General features: G+C 70.0%; 12 protein-coding genes and 1 tRNA gene. 5 read left to right on the forward strand and 8 right to left on the reverse strand.

Annotated elements, in window-relative coordinates; genetic code table 11:
- Positions 1-171 precede the first annotated feature (171 nt).
- A complete protein-coding gene (gene metG / locus EAT49_RS03415) occupies positions 172-1,884 on the forward strand; it encodes a methionine--tRNA ligase (RefSeq protein WP_123640904.1) in 1,713 nt (570 codons plus the stop codon).
- A 10-nt stretch (positions 1,885-1,894) separates the two neighbouring features.
- Here metG and EAT49_RS03420 read toward each other — a convergent pair whose 3' ends face one another.
- Both EAT49_RS03420 and EAT49_RS03425 read right to left on the reverse strand, forming a co-directional pair.
- On the reverse strand, positions 1,895-3,019 hold the full coding sequence (locus EAT49_RS03420) for an AI-2E family transporter (protein ID WP_185020627.1): 1,125 nt from the start codon (positions 3,017-3,019) through the stop codon (positions 1,895-1,897).
- A gap of 250 nt (positions 3,020-3,269) precedes the next feature.
- Positions 3,270-4,379 (reverse strand): S1C family serine protease, encoded by a 1,110-nt coding sequence (locus EAT49_RS03425; protein ID WP_123640906.1) that lies wholly within the window; start codon positions 4,377-4,379, stop codon positions 3,270-3,272.
- A 79-nt stretch (positions 4,380-4,458) separates the two neighbouring features.
- On the opposite strand from EAT49_RS03425, the gene EAT49_RS03430 reads away from it, so the two are divergent.
- Positions 4,459-5,271, forward strand: coding sequence for a lytic murein transglycosylase (locus EAT49_RS03430; protein ID WP_123640907.1), 813 nt, complete (start codon positions 4,459-4,461; stop codon positions 5,269-5,271).
- 325 nt (positions 5,272-5,596) lie between these two features.
- On the opposite strand, the gene EAT49_RS03435 is transcribed toward EAT49_RS03430, so the two are convergent.
- From EAT49_RS03435 to EAT49_RS03450, 4 genes are all read right to left on the reverse strand, one after another.
- Positions 5,597-5,670, reverse strand: a tRNA-Leu gene (locus EAT49_RS03435).
- A gap of 45 nt (positions 5,671-5,715) precedes the next feature.
- The gene (locus EAT49_RS03440; protein ID WP_123640908.1) at positions 5,716-6,171 is read right to left on the reverse strand and encodes an META domain-containing protein; all 456 of its coding nucleotides are present in this window, start codon (positions 6,169-6,171) and stop codon (positions 5,716-5,718) included.
- Between the two features lie 88 nt (positions 6,172-6,259).
- On the reverse strand, positions 6,260-6,814 hold the full coding sequence (locus EAT49_RS03445; RefSeq protein ID WP_246003751.1) for a tetratricopeptide repeat protein: 555 nt from the start codon (positions 6,812-6,814) through the stop codon (positions 6,260-6,262).
- Between the two features lie 38 nt (positions 6,815-6,852).
- Positions 6,853-7,323: an Lrp/AsnC family transcriptional regulator gene (locus EAT49_RS03450; RefSeq protein WP_123640909.1), complete on the reverse strand. Its 471-nt coding sequence runs from the start codon at positions 7,321-7,323 to the stop codon at positions 6,853-6,855.
- Positions 7,324-7,434: 111 nt separating this feature from the next.
- Between EAT49_RS03450 and putA the strand changes: the two genes are divergently transcribed.
- Entirely contained in the window at positions 7,435-10,905 is a 3,471-nt protein-coding gene (putA, locus tag EAT49_RS03455) for a bifunctional proline dehydrogenase/L-glutamate gamma-semialdehyde dehydrogenase PutA (protein ID WP_123640910.1), read from the forward strand.
- Between the two features lie 154 nt (positions 10,906-11,059).
- Positions 11,060-11,806: a rhomboid family intramembrane serine protease gene (locus tag EAT49_RS03460; RefSeq protein ID WP_123640911.1), complete on the forward strand. Its 747-nt coding sequence runs from the start codon at positions 11,060-11,062 to the stop codon at positions 11,804-11,806.
- 6 nt (positions 11,807-11,812) lie between these two features.
- On the opposite strand, the gene EAT49_RS03465 is transcribed toward EAT49_RS03460, so the two are convergent.
- Positions 11,813-12,601 (reverse strand): inositol monophosphatase family protein, encoded by a 789-nt coding sequence (locus EAT49_RS03465; protein ID WP_123640912.1) that lies wholly within the window; start codon positions 12,599-12,601, stop codon positions 11,813-11,815.
- A gap of 244 nt (positions 12,602-12,845) precedes the next feature.
- Positions 12,846-13,751, reverse strand: coding sequence for a LysR family transcriptional regulator (locus EAT49_RS03470; protein ID WP_123641344.1), 906 nt, complete (start codon positions 13,749-13,751; stop codon positions 12,846-12,848).
- A gap of 117 nt (positions 13,752-13,868) precedes the next feature.
- Between EAT49_RS03470 and metF the strand changes: the two genes are divergently transcribed.
- On the forward strand, positions 13,869-14,735 hold the full coding sequence (gene metF, locus EAT49_RS03475) for a methylenetetrahydrofolate reductase [NAD(P)H] (protein ID WP_123640913.1): 867 nt from the start codon (positions 13,869-13,871) through the stop codon (positions 14,733-14,735).
- Positions 14,736-14,752: the final 17 nt, after the last annotated feature.

A 14,752-nucleotide genomic window follows, 5' to 3' on the forward strand; every position in this document is an offset into this window, starting at 1 on the left:
CCCGCGCTCCTCTTGTCTGCCGGACGAAACCTAGTCCCGGGACAGTCGCCGACGCAATCGGGAGAAGGAGCGATTCCGCATGTCCTTGCCAACCCCTTCCGTGCGCCCGCGACCGGCTGGCCCTCGATGGGCCGAGGCGCTAGAGAAACGGCGACGCAGTACAGGACGACCATGGCCCGCCACCTGATCACCTCCGCGATTCCCTATATCAACGGGATCAAGCACCTCGGGAACCTCGTGGGCAGCCAGCTGCCCGCGGATGTCTACGCGCGCTACCTGCGCGCACGCGGCCATGAGGTGCTGTTTCTTTGCGCCACGGACGAACACGGCACGCCCGCCGAACTCGCCGCCGCCAAGGCGGGAAAGCCCGTGGCCGAGTACTGCGCCGAGATGTGGGCCGTCCAGCGCGACCTCGCCGAGGGGTTCGGGCTCTCGTTCGACCATTTCGGGCGGTCCTCCTCGCCCCAGAACCACCGGCTCACGCAGCATTTCGCGGGGGTTCTGGCGGACAACGGCCTGATCCGCGAGGTGACGGAAAAACAGATGTACTCGCCCGCCGACGGCCGCTTCCTGCCCGACCGGTACATCGAGGGCACCTGTCCCAACTGCGGCTTCGACAGCGCCCGCGGCGACCAGTGCGACAACTGCACGAAACAGCTCGACCCGGTGGACCTGATCGACCCGCGCTCGACCATCTCGGGCTCCACGGAACTCGAACTTCGCGAGACGACCCATCTCTACCTGCGCCAGTCCGCCATGCGCGACCGGCTCGAGAAGTGGATCGACACGCGCGAGGGCTGGCCGGTGCTGACCACCTCCATCGCCAAGAAATGGCTGACGGATGGCGACGGGCTTCAGGACCGGGGGATCACCCGCGATCTCGACTGGGGCATCCCGGTGAAGCGCGGGACCGAGGACTGGCCCGGGATGGAGGGCAAGGTCTTCTACGTCTGGTTCGACGCGCCCGTCGAATACATCGCCTGCGCGCAGGAATGGGTGGACACGGGCAAGGGCGACGACTGGGAACGCTGGTGGCGCACCGACAAGGGGGCCGCGGACGTGCGCTACACGCAGTTCATGGGCAAGGACAACGTGCCCTTCCACACCCTCAGCTTTCCCGCCACGATCCTCGGATCGGGCGAGCCGTGGAAACTCGTCGACTACATCAAGTCGTTCAATTACCTCAACTACGACGGCGGCCAGTTCTCCACGTCGCGCGGGCGCGGGGTGTTCATGGACCAGGCCCTGGCGCTCCTGCCCGCCGATTACTGGCGCTGGTGGCTCCTGTCCCATGTCCCCGAGACCTCGGACGCCGAATTCACCTGGGAGAGCTTCCAGTCCGGCGTGAACAAGGACCTCGCCGACGTGCTGGGCAATTTCGTCAGCCGGGTGACGAAGTTCTGCCGCTCGAAATTCGGCGACACCCTTCCCGAGGGCGGCGAGGACATTCCTGTCGAGGCCGACGCGCTGGCCGAGTTCGAGGCGAAGCTGCGCGCCTATGAGGCCGCCATGGAGGCGGTGGAGATCCGCCGCGCCGCGACCGCGCTTCGGGCGCTCTGGGTCTGGGGCAACGAATACCTCCAGTCCGCGGCGCCGTGGTCCACGATCAAGGAGGACGAGGCGAAGGCCGCCGGCCAGATCCGCTTCGCGCTGAACCTGATCCGGGTCTACGCGGTGCTGTCGACGCCCTTCATTCCGATGACCTCGGCACGGATGCTCTCGGCGCTGAACACGCTCGACACGGACTGGCCCGACAATCTCTCCGCGGCCCTGACCGCTCTGCCCGCGGGCCATGCCTTCTCCGTGCCCGACAACCTGTTCCGCAAGATCACCGACGAGGAGCGGGAGGACTGGCAGGCGCGCTTCGCCGGCACGAGGGACTGACGGCGCGCGCTCAGGCGGTCCGCGGTTCGGCGTCCGCCCGTTCGAGGCAGACCGCGTCCAGCCCCTCGTGCGTGGTCTGGTCCGACAGGAACAGCGCCAGCGACCGGGTCGGACCCATATGCGCCGCGCCCACGGTTACCGCGATCATCACCGGCACGCCGAGGATGGCCCCCAGGGCGCCCCACATCCAGCCGAAGAGCAGGACCGACACGAGGATCACGATGGGCGCCAGCGACACCTGGTTTCCCTGGACATGCGGATCGACGAAATTGCCAAGGACCTGCTCGATGACCACGAGCCCGCCGAAGATCACCAGCGGGTTCGCCCCGTCGCCGGTCAGCGCGGCATAGCTCACCGGCAGAAGCGACGAGATCACCGAGCCGATGTTGGGCACGAAGCTGAAGAGAAAGGTCATCAGCGCCCAGACAAGCACGAGGTCGACGTCGCACCACCAGAGCCACGCCGTGTAGAGGCTCGAGGTCAGCAGGCCCAGCGCCGCCCGCGCCAGCAGGTAGAGCCGGAGCTTCCGCGCGATCTGGCGCACGGCGCTGCGCCAGCGGCTGCTGTCCTCCTCGTCGCTGACCGCCCGCAGCTTCGCGACCGCCCGCGGCGCCTCGGTCAGCATCAGCAGCGTCAGGAAGAGCGTGATGATCAGCGTCAGCACCGTGCTCGCCGACTGGTTGATCACCTGGGTCAGGGTGGAGGACAGCATGTTGACGCCGCGGTCCCCCACGAGGTTCAGCAACTGCTCGATGTCCCGGCCGAAGACCGACCAGTCCGAGAGATCGGCCTCGCCCACCAGCGCGTCGATCCGCCGCGACATCGCCCCGATGGCGCCGGCGATCCGTCGGGCGCCGACCCAGAAGGCCCCCAGAAACAGCGCGAAGACCGCGACGATCACCAGCATCGCCGCGAGGATGCCGGGCCAGCGGATATGGCGCGGCACGAGATCGGCGATCCGCCGCTCCACGGGTGAGACCACCAGCGTGATGAAGAGCGCGAGGAAGACCGGCACGATGACCGGCCGCATCATGATCAGCGCGAAGCCCACGAGCACCAGCGCGACGATCCCCAGGAACCAGGTGCGCAGGGTCGAAAGGGAGACCTGCCGGTCGTCGGCCGGAGGTATCTGCATCGTCCGCTCCTCTTCGGTCCTGCCCGCCTGTCTCCCGGGCCCGGACATCTGGCCATGACGAGGCGACCCCTGCAAGACGCTCCCGGAGCGGACGTGACTGCCCGTGACCGCCTGCGCGCCTCTCCGGCGGCGCGAGCCCGGCCCGGCGGCCGGCGATCCGGAAGACGGCCATGCGGCGGTGACCCGGCACAGGCGGACGGCGGAGAGCTCCGGGCTATTCCTCCGCGCGCAGACCGGAGTGCGGCCGCTCCTAGATCGTCCGTTCCAGCTCGATGGACAGCGCGCGCTCCTCGCGTCCCCGGCGGAGCATGAGCCGGACGACATCGCCCTCTGCGCGCCGGTCGAACTGCGCCAGAAGGTCGTCCACCGTCCGCACCGGCTCGCCATCGACCGAGACGATCACATCCCCCGGCACGATCCGCCCCGCCCGGTCGATCCGCGCCGGCTCGAGCCCGGCCCGAGCGGCGGGGCCGCCGGGCCGCAGGCCGAGGATCAGCACGCCGTCGAGCCCCTGCCGGTTCACCGCCGCGTTCACCCGCGCATCCACCTCGATCCCGATGCCGGGCGGACGATAGCGCCCGGTCTCGATCAGCTGCGGCACCACCCGCCGCACCGTGCCCACGGGCACGGCGAAACCGATCCCGGCGCTGGCCCCCGACGGCGAGAAGATCGCCGTGTTGACCCCGATGATCCGCCCCGCGCTGTCGAGAAGCGGACCGCCGGAATTGCCCGGGTTGATGGCGGCATCGGTCTGGATCAGCCCCCGGATCGTGCCGCGCTCACCCGGCAGTTCGCGGTCGAGCGCCGAGACGATGCCCGTGGTCAGCGTCCAGTCCAGCCCGAAGGGATTGCCGATCGCCAGCACCTCCTGCCCCACCTGCAGATCGCGGGAATGGCCCATGGGCAGGGGCGCCGGCAGCTCCCTCCCCTCGATCCGGAGCACCGCGAGATCGTTGGCCGGATCCCGCCCAACGAGTCGCGCCGGAAAGCTCCTCCCGTCGGCCAGCGCGACGGTGGCGGAGGAGCGCCCGCGGATCACATGATCGTTGGTGACGATGTGGCCCGCCGTGTCGTAGATGAAGCCCGACCCGGTGCCGGCCGGCTGGTCGTAGCTGCGCCGTGTCCAGGGATCGACGACCCGGTCGGCCGTGGAGATCGCGACCACCGCCTCCCGCGCCGCCTGGAAAAGCTGGATGGTCGAGCGTTCCTCCTCCGTCAGGACGAGCGGCGGCGGCGTTTCCTCCGCGGTGGCCTGGCCGAAGAGGTAGCCCGCGACCCCGCTCGCGCCGAGCCCCACCGCTCCCGCAGCGCCCAGCCGCAGGATGCCGCGGCGTCCGATCCTGAAACCCTCCTGTCGCATTGCGCGTACACATGGGTATGCTGGATCGAGGCGCCAACCCATGCTAGCGTCCGATGATTTCGTATGACTGGAGACCACAATGCGAAAAGCCGCCATCGCCATTGCCCTGATATCCGCATCCGCCGCGGGGGCGGCACCCTGCATCACCAGCCAGGGTCAGTTCGGGGCCTACAAGCAGGCCCTGAGGCAGGAGGCGGCAGCGGCAGGCATTGGCCCGAGCGGGCTGCAGGCGCTCGATGCGGCACAGCTTTCGGGCATCACCTGGCGGTTCGAGAGCGATCCGTCGTCCCAGTCCGGCACCCGCTATCGCAGCCCCGAGCAGTTCCTCACCGCGCGCTTCGCCAGCGTCAATTCCTTCGTCTCCAGCGCGCAGCAGCGCCTGAACCAGAACCGCGCCTTCTTCGACGCGATCGAGCGTCAATATGGCGTGCCGGGCTCGATCCTCGTGTCGATCTGGGGCTACGAGACCTCCTGGGGCGGCTTCACCGGCGACACGCCCATCGTCGGCGGTGCGGTCACCCTCGCCTCCTACTGCCGCCGTCACCCCCGGTTCGAGGACGACGCGCTCGCCGCGCTCCAGCTCGTCGACCAGGGCGTGATCACCGGCAACAGCCGCGGCGGCCCGTCCGGCGAGCTCGGCCACATGCAGTTCCTCGCCGGGAACTGGGTCCGCTTCGGCGTCGATGCCAACGGCGACGGCCGCAGGGACCCCAACAACGTCGCCGACGCGCTGGCGACCGCCGCGAACATGCTGCGGGCGAACGGCTGGCGCGCGGGCCAGCCCTACAGCGAAGGCACGGCGAACTTCGGCGTCCTGTCGGCCTGGAACGACAGCGGCAACTACCAGCGCGCCATCGCCTATGCCGCCGGCCTGATCGACGGCGGGTCCTGACCCCCGGCCCCGCAGGCCGGGCTTCAGCCCGGCCAACCTCACTGTAGGCCGGGCCTCGGCCCGGCACGCCCCATGGCCCGCAAGCCGGGGACAAGCCCGGCAAACCTCACTGTAGGCCGGGCCTCGGCCCGGCACGCCCCATGGCCCGCAAGCCGGGGACAAGCCCGGCAAACCTCACTGTAGGCCGGGCCTCGGCCCGGCACGCCCACGGCCCGCAAGCCGGGGACAAGCCCGGCAAACCTCACTGTAGGCCGGGCCTCGGCCCGGCACGCCCCATGGCCCGCAAGCCGGGGACAAGCCCGGCAATCCCCATTCGCAATGACCCTAGGCCCAGTCGGATTCGAACCGACACTGTAGGGAGTTTAAGTCCCTTCTCTCTACCGGTTGGAGTATGGGCCCGGGTGCCGCCTCTCTAGCGCCTCGGGCACCGGGCGGGCAAGGCGATCACTCGGCATCCGGATCCGGGATCGGCGTGCCGCGCAGCACGACCCGGCCACCCGACAGCATCTGCAGCACCCCCTCCGACACGAGCCCCGCTGCCTGTGCGGACTCGAGTGCCGCGAAGAGTGCCTGCTCCTGCGCCATCAGCGGGTCGGAGCAGGCCATCATCGTGGACGCGAGCGGCCCGATCTCGACCCGTGCGTCGGCCTCGACGGTGATCTGGCCCATGAACCGGTTGCAGCCGCTGCTGCCCGCGATGCGCCCGTCCTCCGTCAGGGTCAGATGAGGCAACCGACCCTCGAACGACGGGATCGTCGGCGCGCCGTCGATCTGGTCGATCTGCCAGGTTCCGGCGGTCGGGGCCTCGAAGGGCTCGGACGTGGCGCGCAGCTCTGCGCTCCACAGGACAGAGGCCGCGGCTGCGGCGGCAAGGGCGGTCAGGGCGGTACGACGGATCATGGCGGGGTCCTCGGCGGTTTCGGGTGTGGTCGCTTGCCTTGACGCACGGGGCCGCCCCCTCCTTGGCAGAATTACGCCACGTCATCCTTCAGATCGGCTCACCCGGGGGCTCCCGCAGCAAGGCGCGTTCGGACAGCCAGGGGTTCAGCGCCAGGGCCGCCCGCAGCGCCGCCTGCCCCTCCTCCATCCGCCCCATGCCGAGCAGCGTCAGCGCCTTGCCCGACAGCGCCCCCACATGGCGCGGGTTCAGCTCCAGCGTCCGCTCGAGATCCCACAGGGCGGCGCCATAGTCCCGGCGGAGGAAGCTCGCGAAGGCCCTCTGGTTGTAGCCCTCCGCGTAGTCCGGACAGTAGTCCACGAGGAGGTCGAACACCTCCCGCGCCTCGAGAAAGGCATGGCTCTCCCGCAGCGCCATCCCCCGGTCCAGCAGCTCCTGCGCCTCAGCGTCCGGCGCGTCGGTCCAGAGCGCCCAGAGATCGTCCGACAGGATCCGCGCGGTGCGCTCGTCGGGCGCGGCCTGAATCTCGGCGAGGATCGACTCGAGTTCCGCGGCATGATCCGGCGGATCGGGACAAGTCTCCTGGGCCGCCGCGAGGCCGGCGCCCAGGGCGAAGACGGGGACAAGCAGCAGGACCGGTTTCATGGGACGCAGCGTGACAGCCGCCCTGCGCCCCCGCCAAGTCACGTCGCCGTGAACCCCTCCTCCTTCACCGCCTGCATCGCCACGTAGGTCGAGGTCTGCGCCAGGTGCGGCAGCGCCGAGATCCGCTCCGCCAGGACCCGCCGGTAGTCCGCCATCGAGCGCGTCCGTACCTTCAGCAGGTAGTCGAAATTCCCCGCGATCAGGTGGCACTGCTCCACCTCGGGGATCGCCAGGACCCCCGCGTTGAACGCCGCCAGCGCCGCCTCCCGCGTGTCCGTCAGCTTCACCTCGACGAAGGCCACGTGATCCCGCCCCAGCCGGATCGGATCCATCAGCGCCCGGTATCCGCGGATCACCCCCGCCGCCTCCAGCCGCTTCAGCCGCGCCTGTGCCGGCGATTTCGTCAGGCCCACCCGGCGCCCAAGTTCCGTGAGGCTGATCCGCCCCTCCACCGCCAGCACCTCGAGAATCGCCCTGTCGAACCGGTCGAGCCCGCTCCCGTCATCCATCGTCCCGCTCCATGCCGCCAATCAAGGACATCGTCCTTCGAATACCTTGCTTCCCGTCGAATGTCCCGCCGGTTCCGGTGTAGAGTCACGCAACCCCCACAGGAGCCCGCCATGCCCCGCGACGACAGCCCCGACCTCCGCACGCGCCTCGACGCCGCCACCTACGCGGACGAGCGCGCCACGCTCGAGCGCCTCGCCGCCGAGGCCGCCCTGTCCCCCGAGGACCGCGCCCGCATCGCGGACCGCGGCGCGGATCTCGTCCGCCGCATCCGCGCGACGTCCCGCCCCGGCCTGATGGAGGTGTTCCTCGCCGAATACGGCCTCTCCACCGACGAGGGCATCGCCCTCATGTGCCTCGCCGAGGCGCTGCTGCGCGTGCCCGACGCCCCCACGATCGACGCCCTCATCGAGGACAAGATCGCGCCCTCGGACTGGGGCCGCCACCTCGGCCACTCCTCCTCCAGCCTCGTCAATGCCTCCACCTGGGCGCTGATGCTGACGGGCCGCGTGCTGGACGAGGACCGCCCAGCGCCCTTCCGCGCCCTCCGCGGCGCCGTCAAACGCCTCGGAGAGCCCGTGATCCGCAGCGCCGTGGGCCGGGCGATGCGCGAGATGGGCCGCCAGTTCGTCCTCGGCCAGGACATCGAGGCCGCCATGGACCGCGCCTCGAAGATTGAGGCGAAGGGCTACACCTACAGCTACGACATGCTGGGCGAGGCCGCGCGCAGCTGGGCCGATGCCCACCGCTACGCCGCCGATTACGCCCGCGCCATCGACGCGATCTCCGCCGCCGCGACCCACGGCGACATCGCCGCGAACCCCGGCATCTCGGTGAAGCTCTCCGCGCTCCACCCCCGCTACGAGGAGGCCCGCCGCACCCGCGTGGTGACAGAACTCTCCCCCCGCCTCGCCGATCTCTGCGCCGCCGCCGCAGAGGCCGGCATGGGTCTCAACGTGGACGCAGAGGAGGCCGACCGCCTCGCCCTGTCCCTCGACGTGATCGAGGCGGCCCTCGCCGATCCCCGCCTTGCAGGCTGGCAGGGCTTCGGCATCGTGGTGCAGGCCTATGGCCAGCGCGCCGGCCACACCATCGACTGGGCCGCGGACCTTGCCCGGCGGCAGGACCGCCGCATCATGGTCCGCCTCGTCAAGGGCGCCTACTGGGACACCGAGATCAAGCGCGCCCAGGTCATGGGGCTCGACGCCTTCCCGGTCTTCACCGACAAGGCCGCCACGGATGTCAGCTACATCGCCTGCGCGAAGAAGCTGCTCGGCCTCACGGACCGGCTCTATCCGCAGTTCGCCACCCACAACGCCCATACCATGGCGGCCGTGCTGCACATGGCCGAGGGCCTGCCCCCCACGGCCTGGGAATTCCAGCGCCTGCACGGCATGGGCGAGACCCTGCACGAGATCGTCCGCAAGGATCACGGTACGCGGCACCGCATCTACGCCCCCGTGGGCGCCCATGCCGATCTTCTCGCCTATCTCGTCCGCCGCCTTCTCGAGAACGGCGCCAATTCCTCCTTCGTCAACCAGATCGTGGACGAGACCGTCCCGCCGGAGACCGTCGCCGCCGATCCCTTCGACGCCCTCGGCCGGGCCGCGCCCCTGCGGAGGGGCACCGACCTCTTCCACCCCGAACGCCCCAACTCCCGGGGCTGGGACCTGACCCACCGCCCGACGCTCGAGGCCCTCGACGCCGCCCGGGGCGCCCACCGCCGGACCCGGTGGACCGCCGCCCCCTCCTCATCTGGCCAAAAATACTCAAGAAAAGATGAACACGCGCCGCTCGAGGTGAAAAACCCCGCCGATCCCTCCGACATCGTCGGACAGGTCCGCTGGGCCGACGAAGCCGACGTGCAACGCGCCCTCGACGCCGCGACCCCCTGGTCAGCCCCGCCCGAAACCCGCCGCGCCACCCTCGACGCCGTGGCCGACGCCTACGAGGCCCATGCCGGCGAGCTCTTCGCCATCCTCCACCGCGAGGCGGGCAAGTCCCTCCCCGATGCCGTGGCCGAACTGCGCGAGGCCGTCGATTTCCTGCGCTACTACGCCGTTCGCGCCAGCGACGACGGCGGCGCGCCGGGCACATGGGCCTGCATCAGCCCCTGGAACTTCCCGCTCGCCATCTTCACCGGCCAGATCGCCGCGGCCCTCGCCACGGGCAACGCGGTCCTGTCGAAACCCGCCGAACAGACGCCCCTCGTCGCCGCCCGCGCCATCGCGCTGATGCACGGGGCGGGCGTGCCCGACACCGCTCTTCAGCTCCTGCCCGGGGACGGCACCGTGGGCGCCGCCCTCACCGGCTCGGGCCGCCTCTCGGGGGTCGCCTTCACCGGCTCGACGGACACCGCCCGGCGCATCCGCACCAGCCTTGCCGAAACCCATCCCCCCGGCACGCCGCTCGTGGCCGAAACCGGCGGGCTCAATGCGATGATCGTCGATTCCACCGCCCTGCCCGAACATGCGGTGCGCGACATCCTCGCCTCCTCCTTCCAGTCCGCGGGCCAGCGCTGTTCCGCCCTGCGCTGCCTCTATGTGCAGAAGGACATCGCGCCGGCCCTGATCGAGCTTCTCAAGGGCGCCATGGACACGCTGATCGCCGGCGATCCCTGGGAGCACGAGACCGACCTCGGCCCGGTGATCGACGCCGAGGCGCAGGAGGGCATCCGCGCGCATGTGGACGCCGCCCGCGCCGAGGGCCGCCTCCTGCACGAGACCCCCGTCCCCGGCACCGGCACCTTCGTCGCCCCGGCCCTGATAAGGGTCGGCGGCATAGGGGATCTCGAGCGGGAGATCTTCGGCCCCGTGCTCCATGTGGCCACCTTCGGGGCGCACGAGGTCGACGCCGTCATCGACCGGATCAACGCCACCGGCTACGGGCTCACCTTCGGCCTGCACACCCGCATCGACGACCGCGTGCAGCAGGTCATGGACCGGATCGAGGTGGGGAACGCCTATGTGAACCGCAACCAGATCGGCGCCATCGTGGGCAGTCAGCCCTTCGGTGGCGAGGGTCTCTCCGGCACCGGGCCCAAGGCGGGCGGTCCGCACTACCTCGCCCGCTTCCGCCCCGCGCCCGCGCCGATGCAGGGCGAGGCCTGGACCCGCCCGGACGATCCGGACCGCCTTGCCGAAGCCCTCGTCGCCACGCGGCCCCAGGGCAAGGGGCCGGTGCTGGACCTGCCCGGTCCCACGGGCGAATCGAACCGCCTCACGCTCGCCGCCCGCGGACCGCTTCTCTGCCTCGGCCCGGGGGCGGAGGCCGCCAATGCCCAGGCCACCGCGATCCGCGCCCTGGGAGGCATCGCGGTGGCGGCGGAGGGCCATCTGGCCCCCGAGGCCCTGACCCGCCTTCCGTCCCTTGCAGGCGTGCTCTGGTGGGGGCCGGAGGCCGAGGCCCGCGCCATGGAGCGCGCCCTCGCCGCCCGGCCCGGTCCCCTCGTACCGCTCGTGACCGGTGCGCCCGACACGGGACACGCCTGCCACGAGCGTCACGTCTGCATCGACACGACCGCCGCCGGCGGCAACGCCCAGCTCCTCGCCGAGGTCTCCACCCGTCCCCCCGCCGCCGCCTGAGGCCGCCCGCCTCGCACCGCGCGCCGCGCACCCGAAAAGTCGCTCTCTAAATAAATTATTCAAATCAATAGCTTACGAAGCGTTACATCGTGTAACGCCGCCACGCCCGGCCAATCCCCCTTGACCCGGCCCGCCGGCCCGGCACCTATCGGGCATGTTTCCGATCCGAGACCACAACCCGTCAGAGAAGACCCCCGTCGTCGTCTTCGCCCTCATCGCGATCAACGTGGCGGTCTTTCTCTACGATTTCCTCCTCGTCCCCGACGGGATGCCCCAGGGCCAGTTCTACTACGACTACGCCCTCGTCCCGGCCCTCGTCTCGAACGGCGAGGGCCTCACCGGCCTTCTCACCCACATGTTCCTCCACGGCGGCCCGCTCCACCTCGCCGGAAACATGCTCTTCCTCTGGGTCTTCGGCGACAACCTCGAGGAGGAGATGGGCCACGTCGGCTTCATCGTCTTCTACCTTCTCGCCGGTTTCGGCGCCGCCTTCTTCCAGTATATCGCCGAACCCTTCAGCCAGATCCCCATGGTCGGCGCCTCGGGCGCGATCGCGGGCGTCATGGGCGGCTATCTCCTGATGTTCCCCAAGGCGCGGGTCGACGTGCTGATCTGGATCATCTTCTTCATCCGCATCATCCCGATCCCCGCCTGGATCATGCTGATGATCTGGTTCGCCCTGCAGATCGGGGGCGGCCTCGGCACGCCGCTCGACGGCGGCGGGGTGGCCTACTGGGCCCATGCCGGCGGCTTCGTCGCGGGGCTCGCCATGGTCGTCCCGCTCTGGCTGCGTCGCGGCGGGCCGCGCTACTGGGACGCCGTGAACGGCCATCCGCCCCACCCCGAGGCCCGCTACCGGTTCGAGTCGAGCCGCGTCCCGACGGTCCGCCGGCGCCGCTGACCCCGGTCAGCCGTTCCGGATGACGGCCGCGAACTTCGAGAACACCCCGTCGCCCGCGCAGATCAGCGTGCCGTCCTCGAAGACGTCCGCATCGGGCGTGATCGCCTCCACGAACCCGCCCGCCTCGCGCACGATCACGATGCCTGCGGCACTGTCCCAGGGGTTCAGGCGCCGCTCCCAGTAGCCGTCGAACCGCCCCGCCGCGACATAGGCGAGGTCGAGCGCCGCCGAGCCCCAGCGCCGCACCCCGGCGGTGGCGGGCAGGAGCCGCGCAAGGTCCTGCAGGCTCTCGGGCAGGTCCGTGCGCCCGCCAAAGGGAAGACCCGTGGCGAACAGGCTCTCGATCAGACGCGTCCGCCCCGAAACCCGCAGGCGCGCGCGGTTCATCCAGGCCCCCTCGCCCTTCTCGGCATGGAACATCTCGTCCTTCACCGGGTCGTAGACCACGCCCGAGACGATCTGCCCCTTGTGCTCCAGCGCGATGGAGATCGACCAGTGCGGCAGGCCGTGCAGGTAGTTCGAGGTCCCGTCCAGCGGATCGACGATCCAGCGCCGGGTCGGGTCCTCGCCCGGCTCCTCGCCGCCCTCCTCGCCGAAGAACCCGTAGGTCGGCCGCGCCGCCTTCAGCGCCTCGCGGATCAGCTTCTCGGCCTGCCGGTCGGCGCGGGTGACGAAATCGCCGGGCCCCTTGGCCGAGACCTGGAGGTTCTCCACCTCGGCGAAATCCTTGAGCAGCCCCCGCGCGGCCTTGCGGGCGGTCTGCTGCATCACGGTCATGTTCGCGGAAAAGGCCATGGGGTGGCTCCTGACAGGCGGGGCGGGCGGGTTCCTCTAACGGCGCAAGGCCGGACTGGCAAGGGGCGGGCGCCGAGGCGTCCACACGTGGACGCCCCATCAAGCCATTGAAATAATTATGAAAGACAAGATAAGCCCATATTGCGCCCCGCCCCCTGCTCATCTGGCCGGGAATACTCCGGGGAGGTCCGGAGGGGCGGAGCCCCTCCGGCGGGTCGCCGGGCCGAAGGCCCGGCGAAACCTCTCAGCCGCGCTGGAGCTTGACTGCCTCCTGGCGGGCGAGGCGGATCAGGTGGGCCATGTAGGGCTTCGGGACATCCTCCGTCCGCGTCGCCGCATAGAGCCGCTTCGTGACGCCCGTCGCCGTGAGCGGGCGGGTAACATAATCGGAATTGTACCGCACCTCGCGCACGACCCAGTCCGGCAGAACCGCGACGCCACGGTTCGAGGCCACGAGGAGCAGGATCACCGCCGTCAATTCCGCCTGGCGCACCGCGGCGGGCTCCACCCGCGCCGGGGTCAGAAGCTCTGTGAAGACGTCGAGACGGGAACGGTCCACGGGGTAGGTGATCAGCGTCTGGTCGCGGAAATCCTCCGCCTCCACGAAGGACTTCGCGGCCAGTGGATTGGCGGACGAGCAGACGAAGACCGGCGCGTAGTCGAAGAGCGGCGTGAAGGTGATCCCCGGCAGGTTCTCTGGGTCCGAGGAGACCACGAGATCGACCTTCTCCCGATCGAGCGCCGGCAGCGCGTCGAAGGCGAGGCCCGGGCGGATGTCCACATCCACGTCGGGCCAGGCCTTGCGGAAGCCCTCGAGCACAGGGAACAGCCATTCGAAACAGGCATGGCACTCGATGGCGATATGGAGCCGTCCCGCCGAGCCCTGCACCAGCCCTGCGAATTCCGCTTCGAGCGCCGCGACCCGGGGCAGGATGTCTTCGGCGGCGGCCAGGAGGCGCTGGCCCGCGGCCGACAGTTTCAGCGGCTTCGAGCGGCGCACGAAAAGCTCGACCCCGGCCTGCTCCTCGATCCCCTTGATCTGGTGGCTCAGCGCCGACTGGGTGATGTTGAGCCTCTCGGCGGCGCGCGCGAGGCCTCCGGTGTCGTTGATCGCCTTGATCGTGCGGAGGTGTCGGAACTCGATATGCATTTCCCGAACCGAACTCATGATCGTCGTGAAGAACATGAGTTTGTCTCACGTCGCGGACCATGAGACAAGGGAGGGCAAGACAGAGATCCCGCAGCATCCCTTCGCCCGAGGTGCCCCATGCCCGCCCCAGCCGTCTCCTTCGAGTTCTTCCCGCCCAAGACGCTCGAGGCGTCGTTCCGGCTCTGGGAAACCGTTCAGACCCTGGCGCCGCTCGATCCGCGCTTCGTGTCGGTGACCTATGGCGCGGGCGGCACCACGCGCAAGCTGACCCACGAGGCGGTCTCCGCGATCCACAAGACCTCGGGCCTGCCGGTTGCGGCGCATCTCACCTGCGTCGACGCCTCCCGCGAAGAGACGCTGGAGATCGCGCGCGGCTATGCCGAGGCGGGGGTGAAGGGCATCGTGGCGCTGCGCGGCGACCCGCCGAAGGGCTCCGGCGGGTTTACCGCCCATCGCGACGGCTTCGCGAGCTCGGTGGAGCTGATCGAGGCGCTGGCGGAGATGAACGCCTTCGACCTGCATGTGGGCGCCTATCCCGAGAAGCATCCGGAGGCCGCCGATACCACGGCCGATGTCGCCTGGCTCAAGCGCAAGATCGACGCGGGAGCGACCAGCGCGATCACCCAGTTCTTCTTCGAGGCGGACACGTTCTTCCGGTTCCGGGACGCCTGCGTCGCGGCGGGCATCGACGCGCCCATCGTGCCGGGCATCCTGCCGGTGGAGAACTGGAAGGGGGTGCAGAAATTCGCTGCCTCCTGCGGCACATCGATCCCTGCGGAGCTGTGCGACTCCTTCGAGAAGGCGGCGCGCGACGGGCGGACGGATCTGCTCGCCACGGTGGTGGCGACGGAACTCTGCGACGAACTGATCCGCGGCGGCGTGGAGCAGCTCCATTTCTACACGCTGAACAAGCCCGAACTGACCCGTGACGTGTGCCACGCGCTCGGCGTCACGCCGAAATCGCAGCTTCAGGAAGTCGCCTGAGGCGACACGGCGCCTCG

The sequence above is a fragment of the Histidinibacterium lentulum genome (assembly GCF_003789055.1).
Classification (GTDB): Bacteria; Pseudomonadota; Alphaproteobacteria; order Rhodobacterales; family Rhodobacteraceae; genus Oceanicola; species Oceanicola lentulus.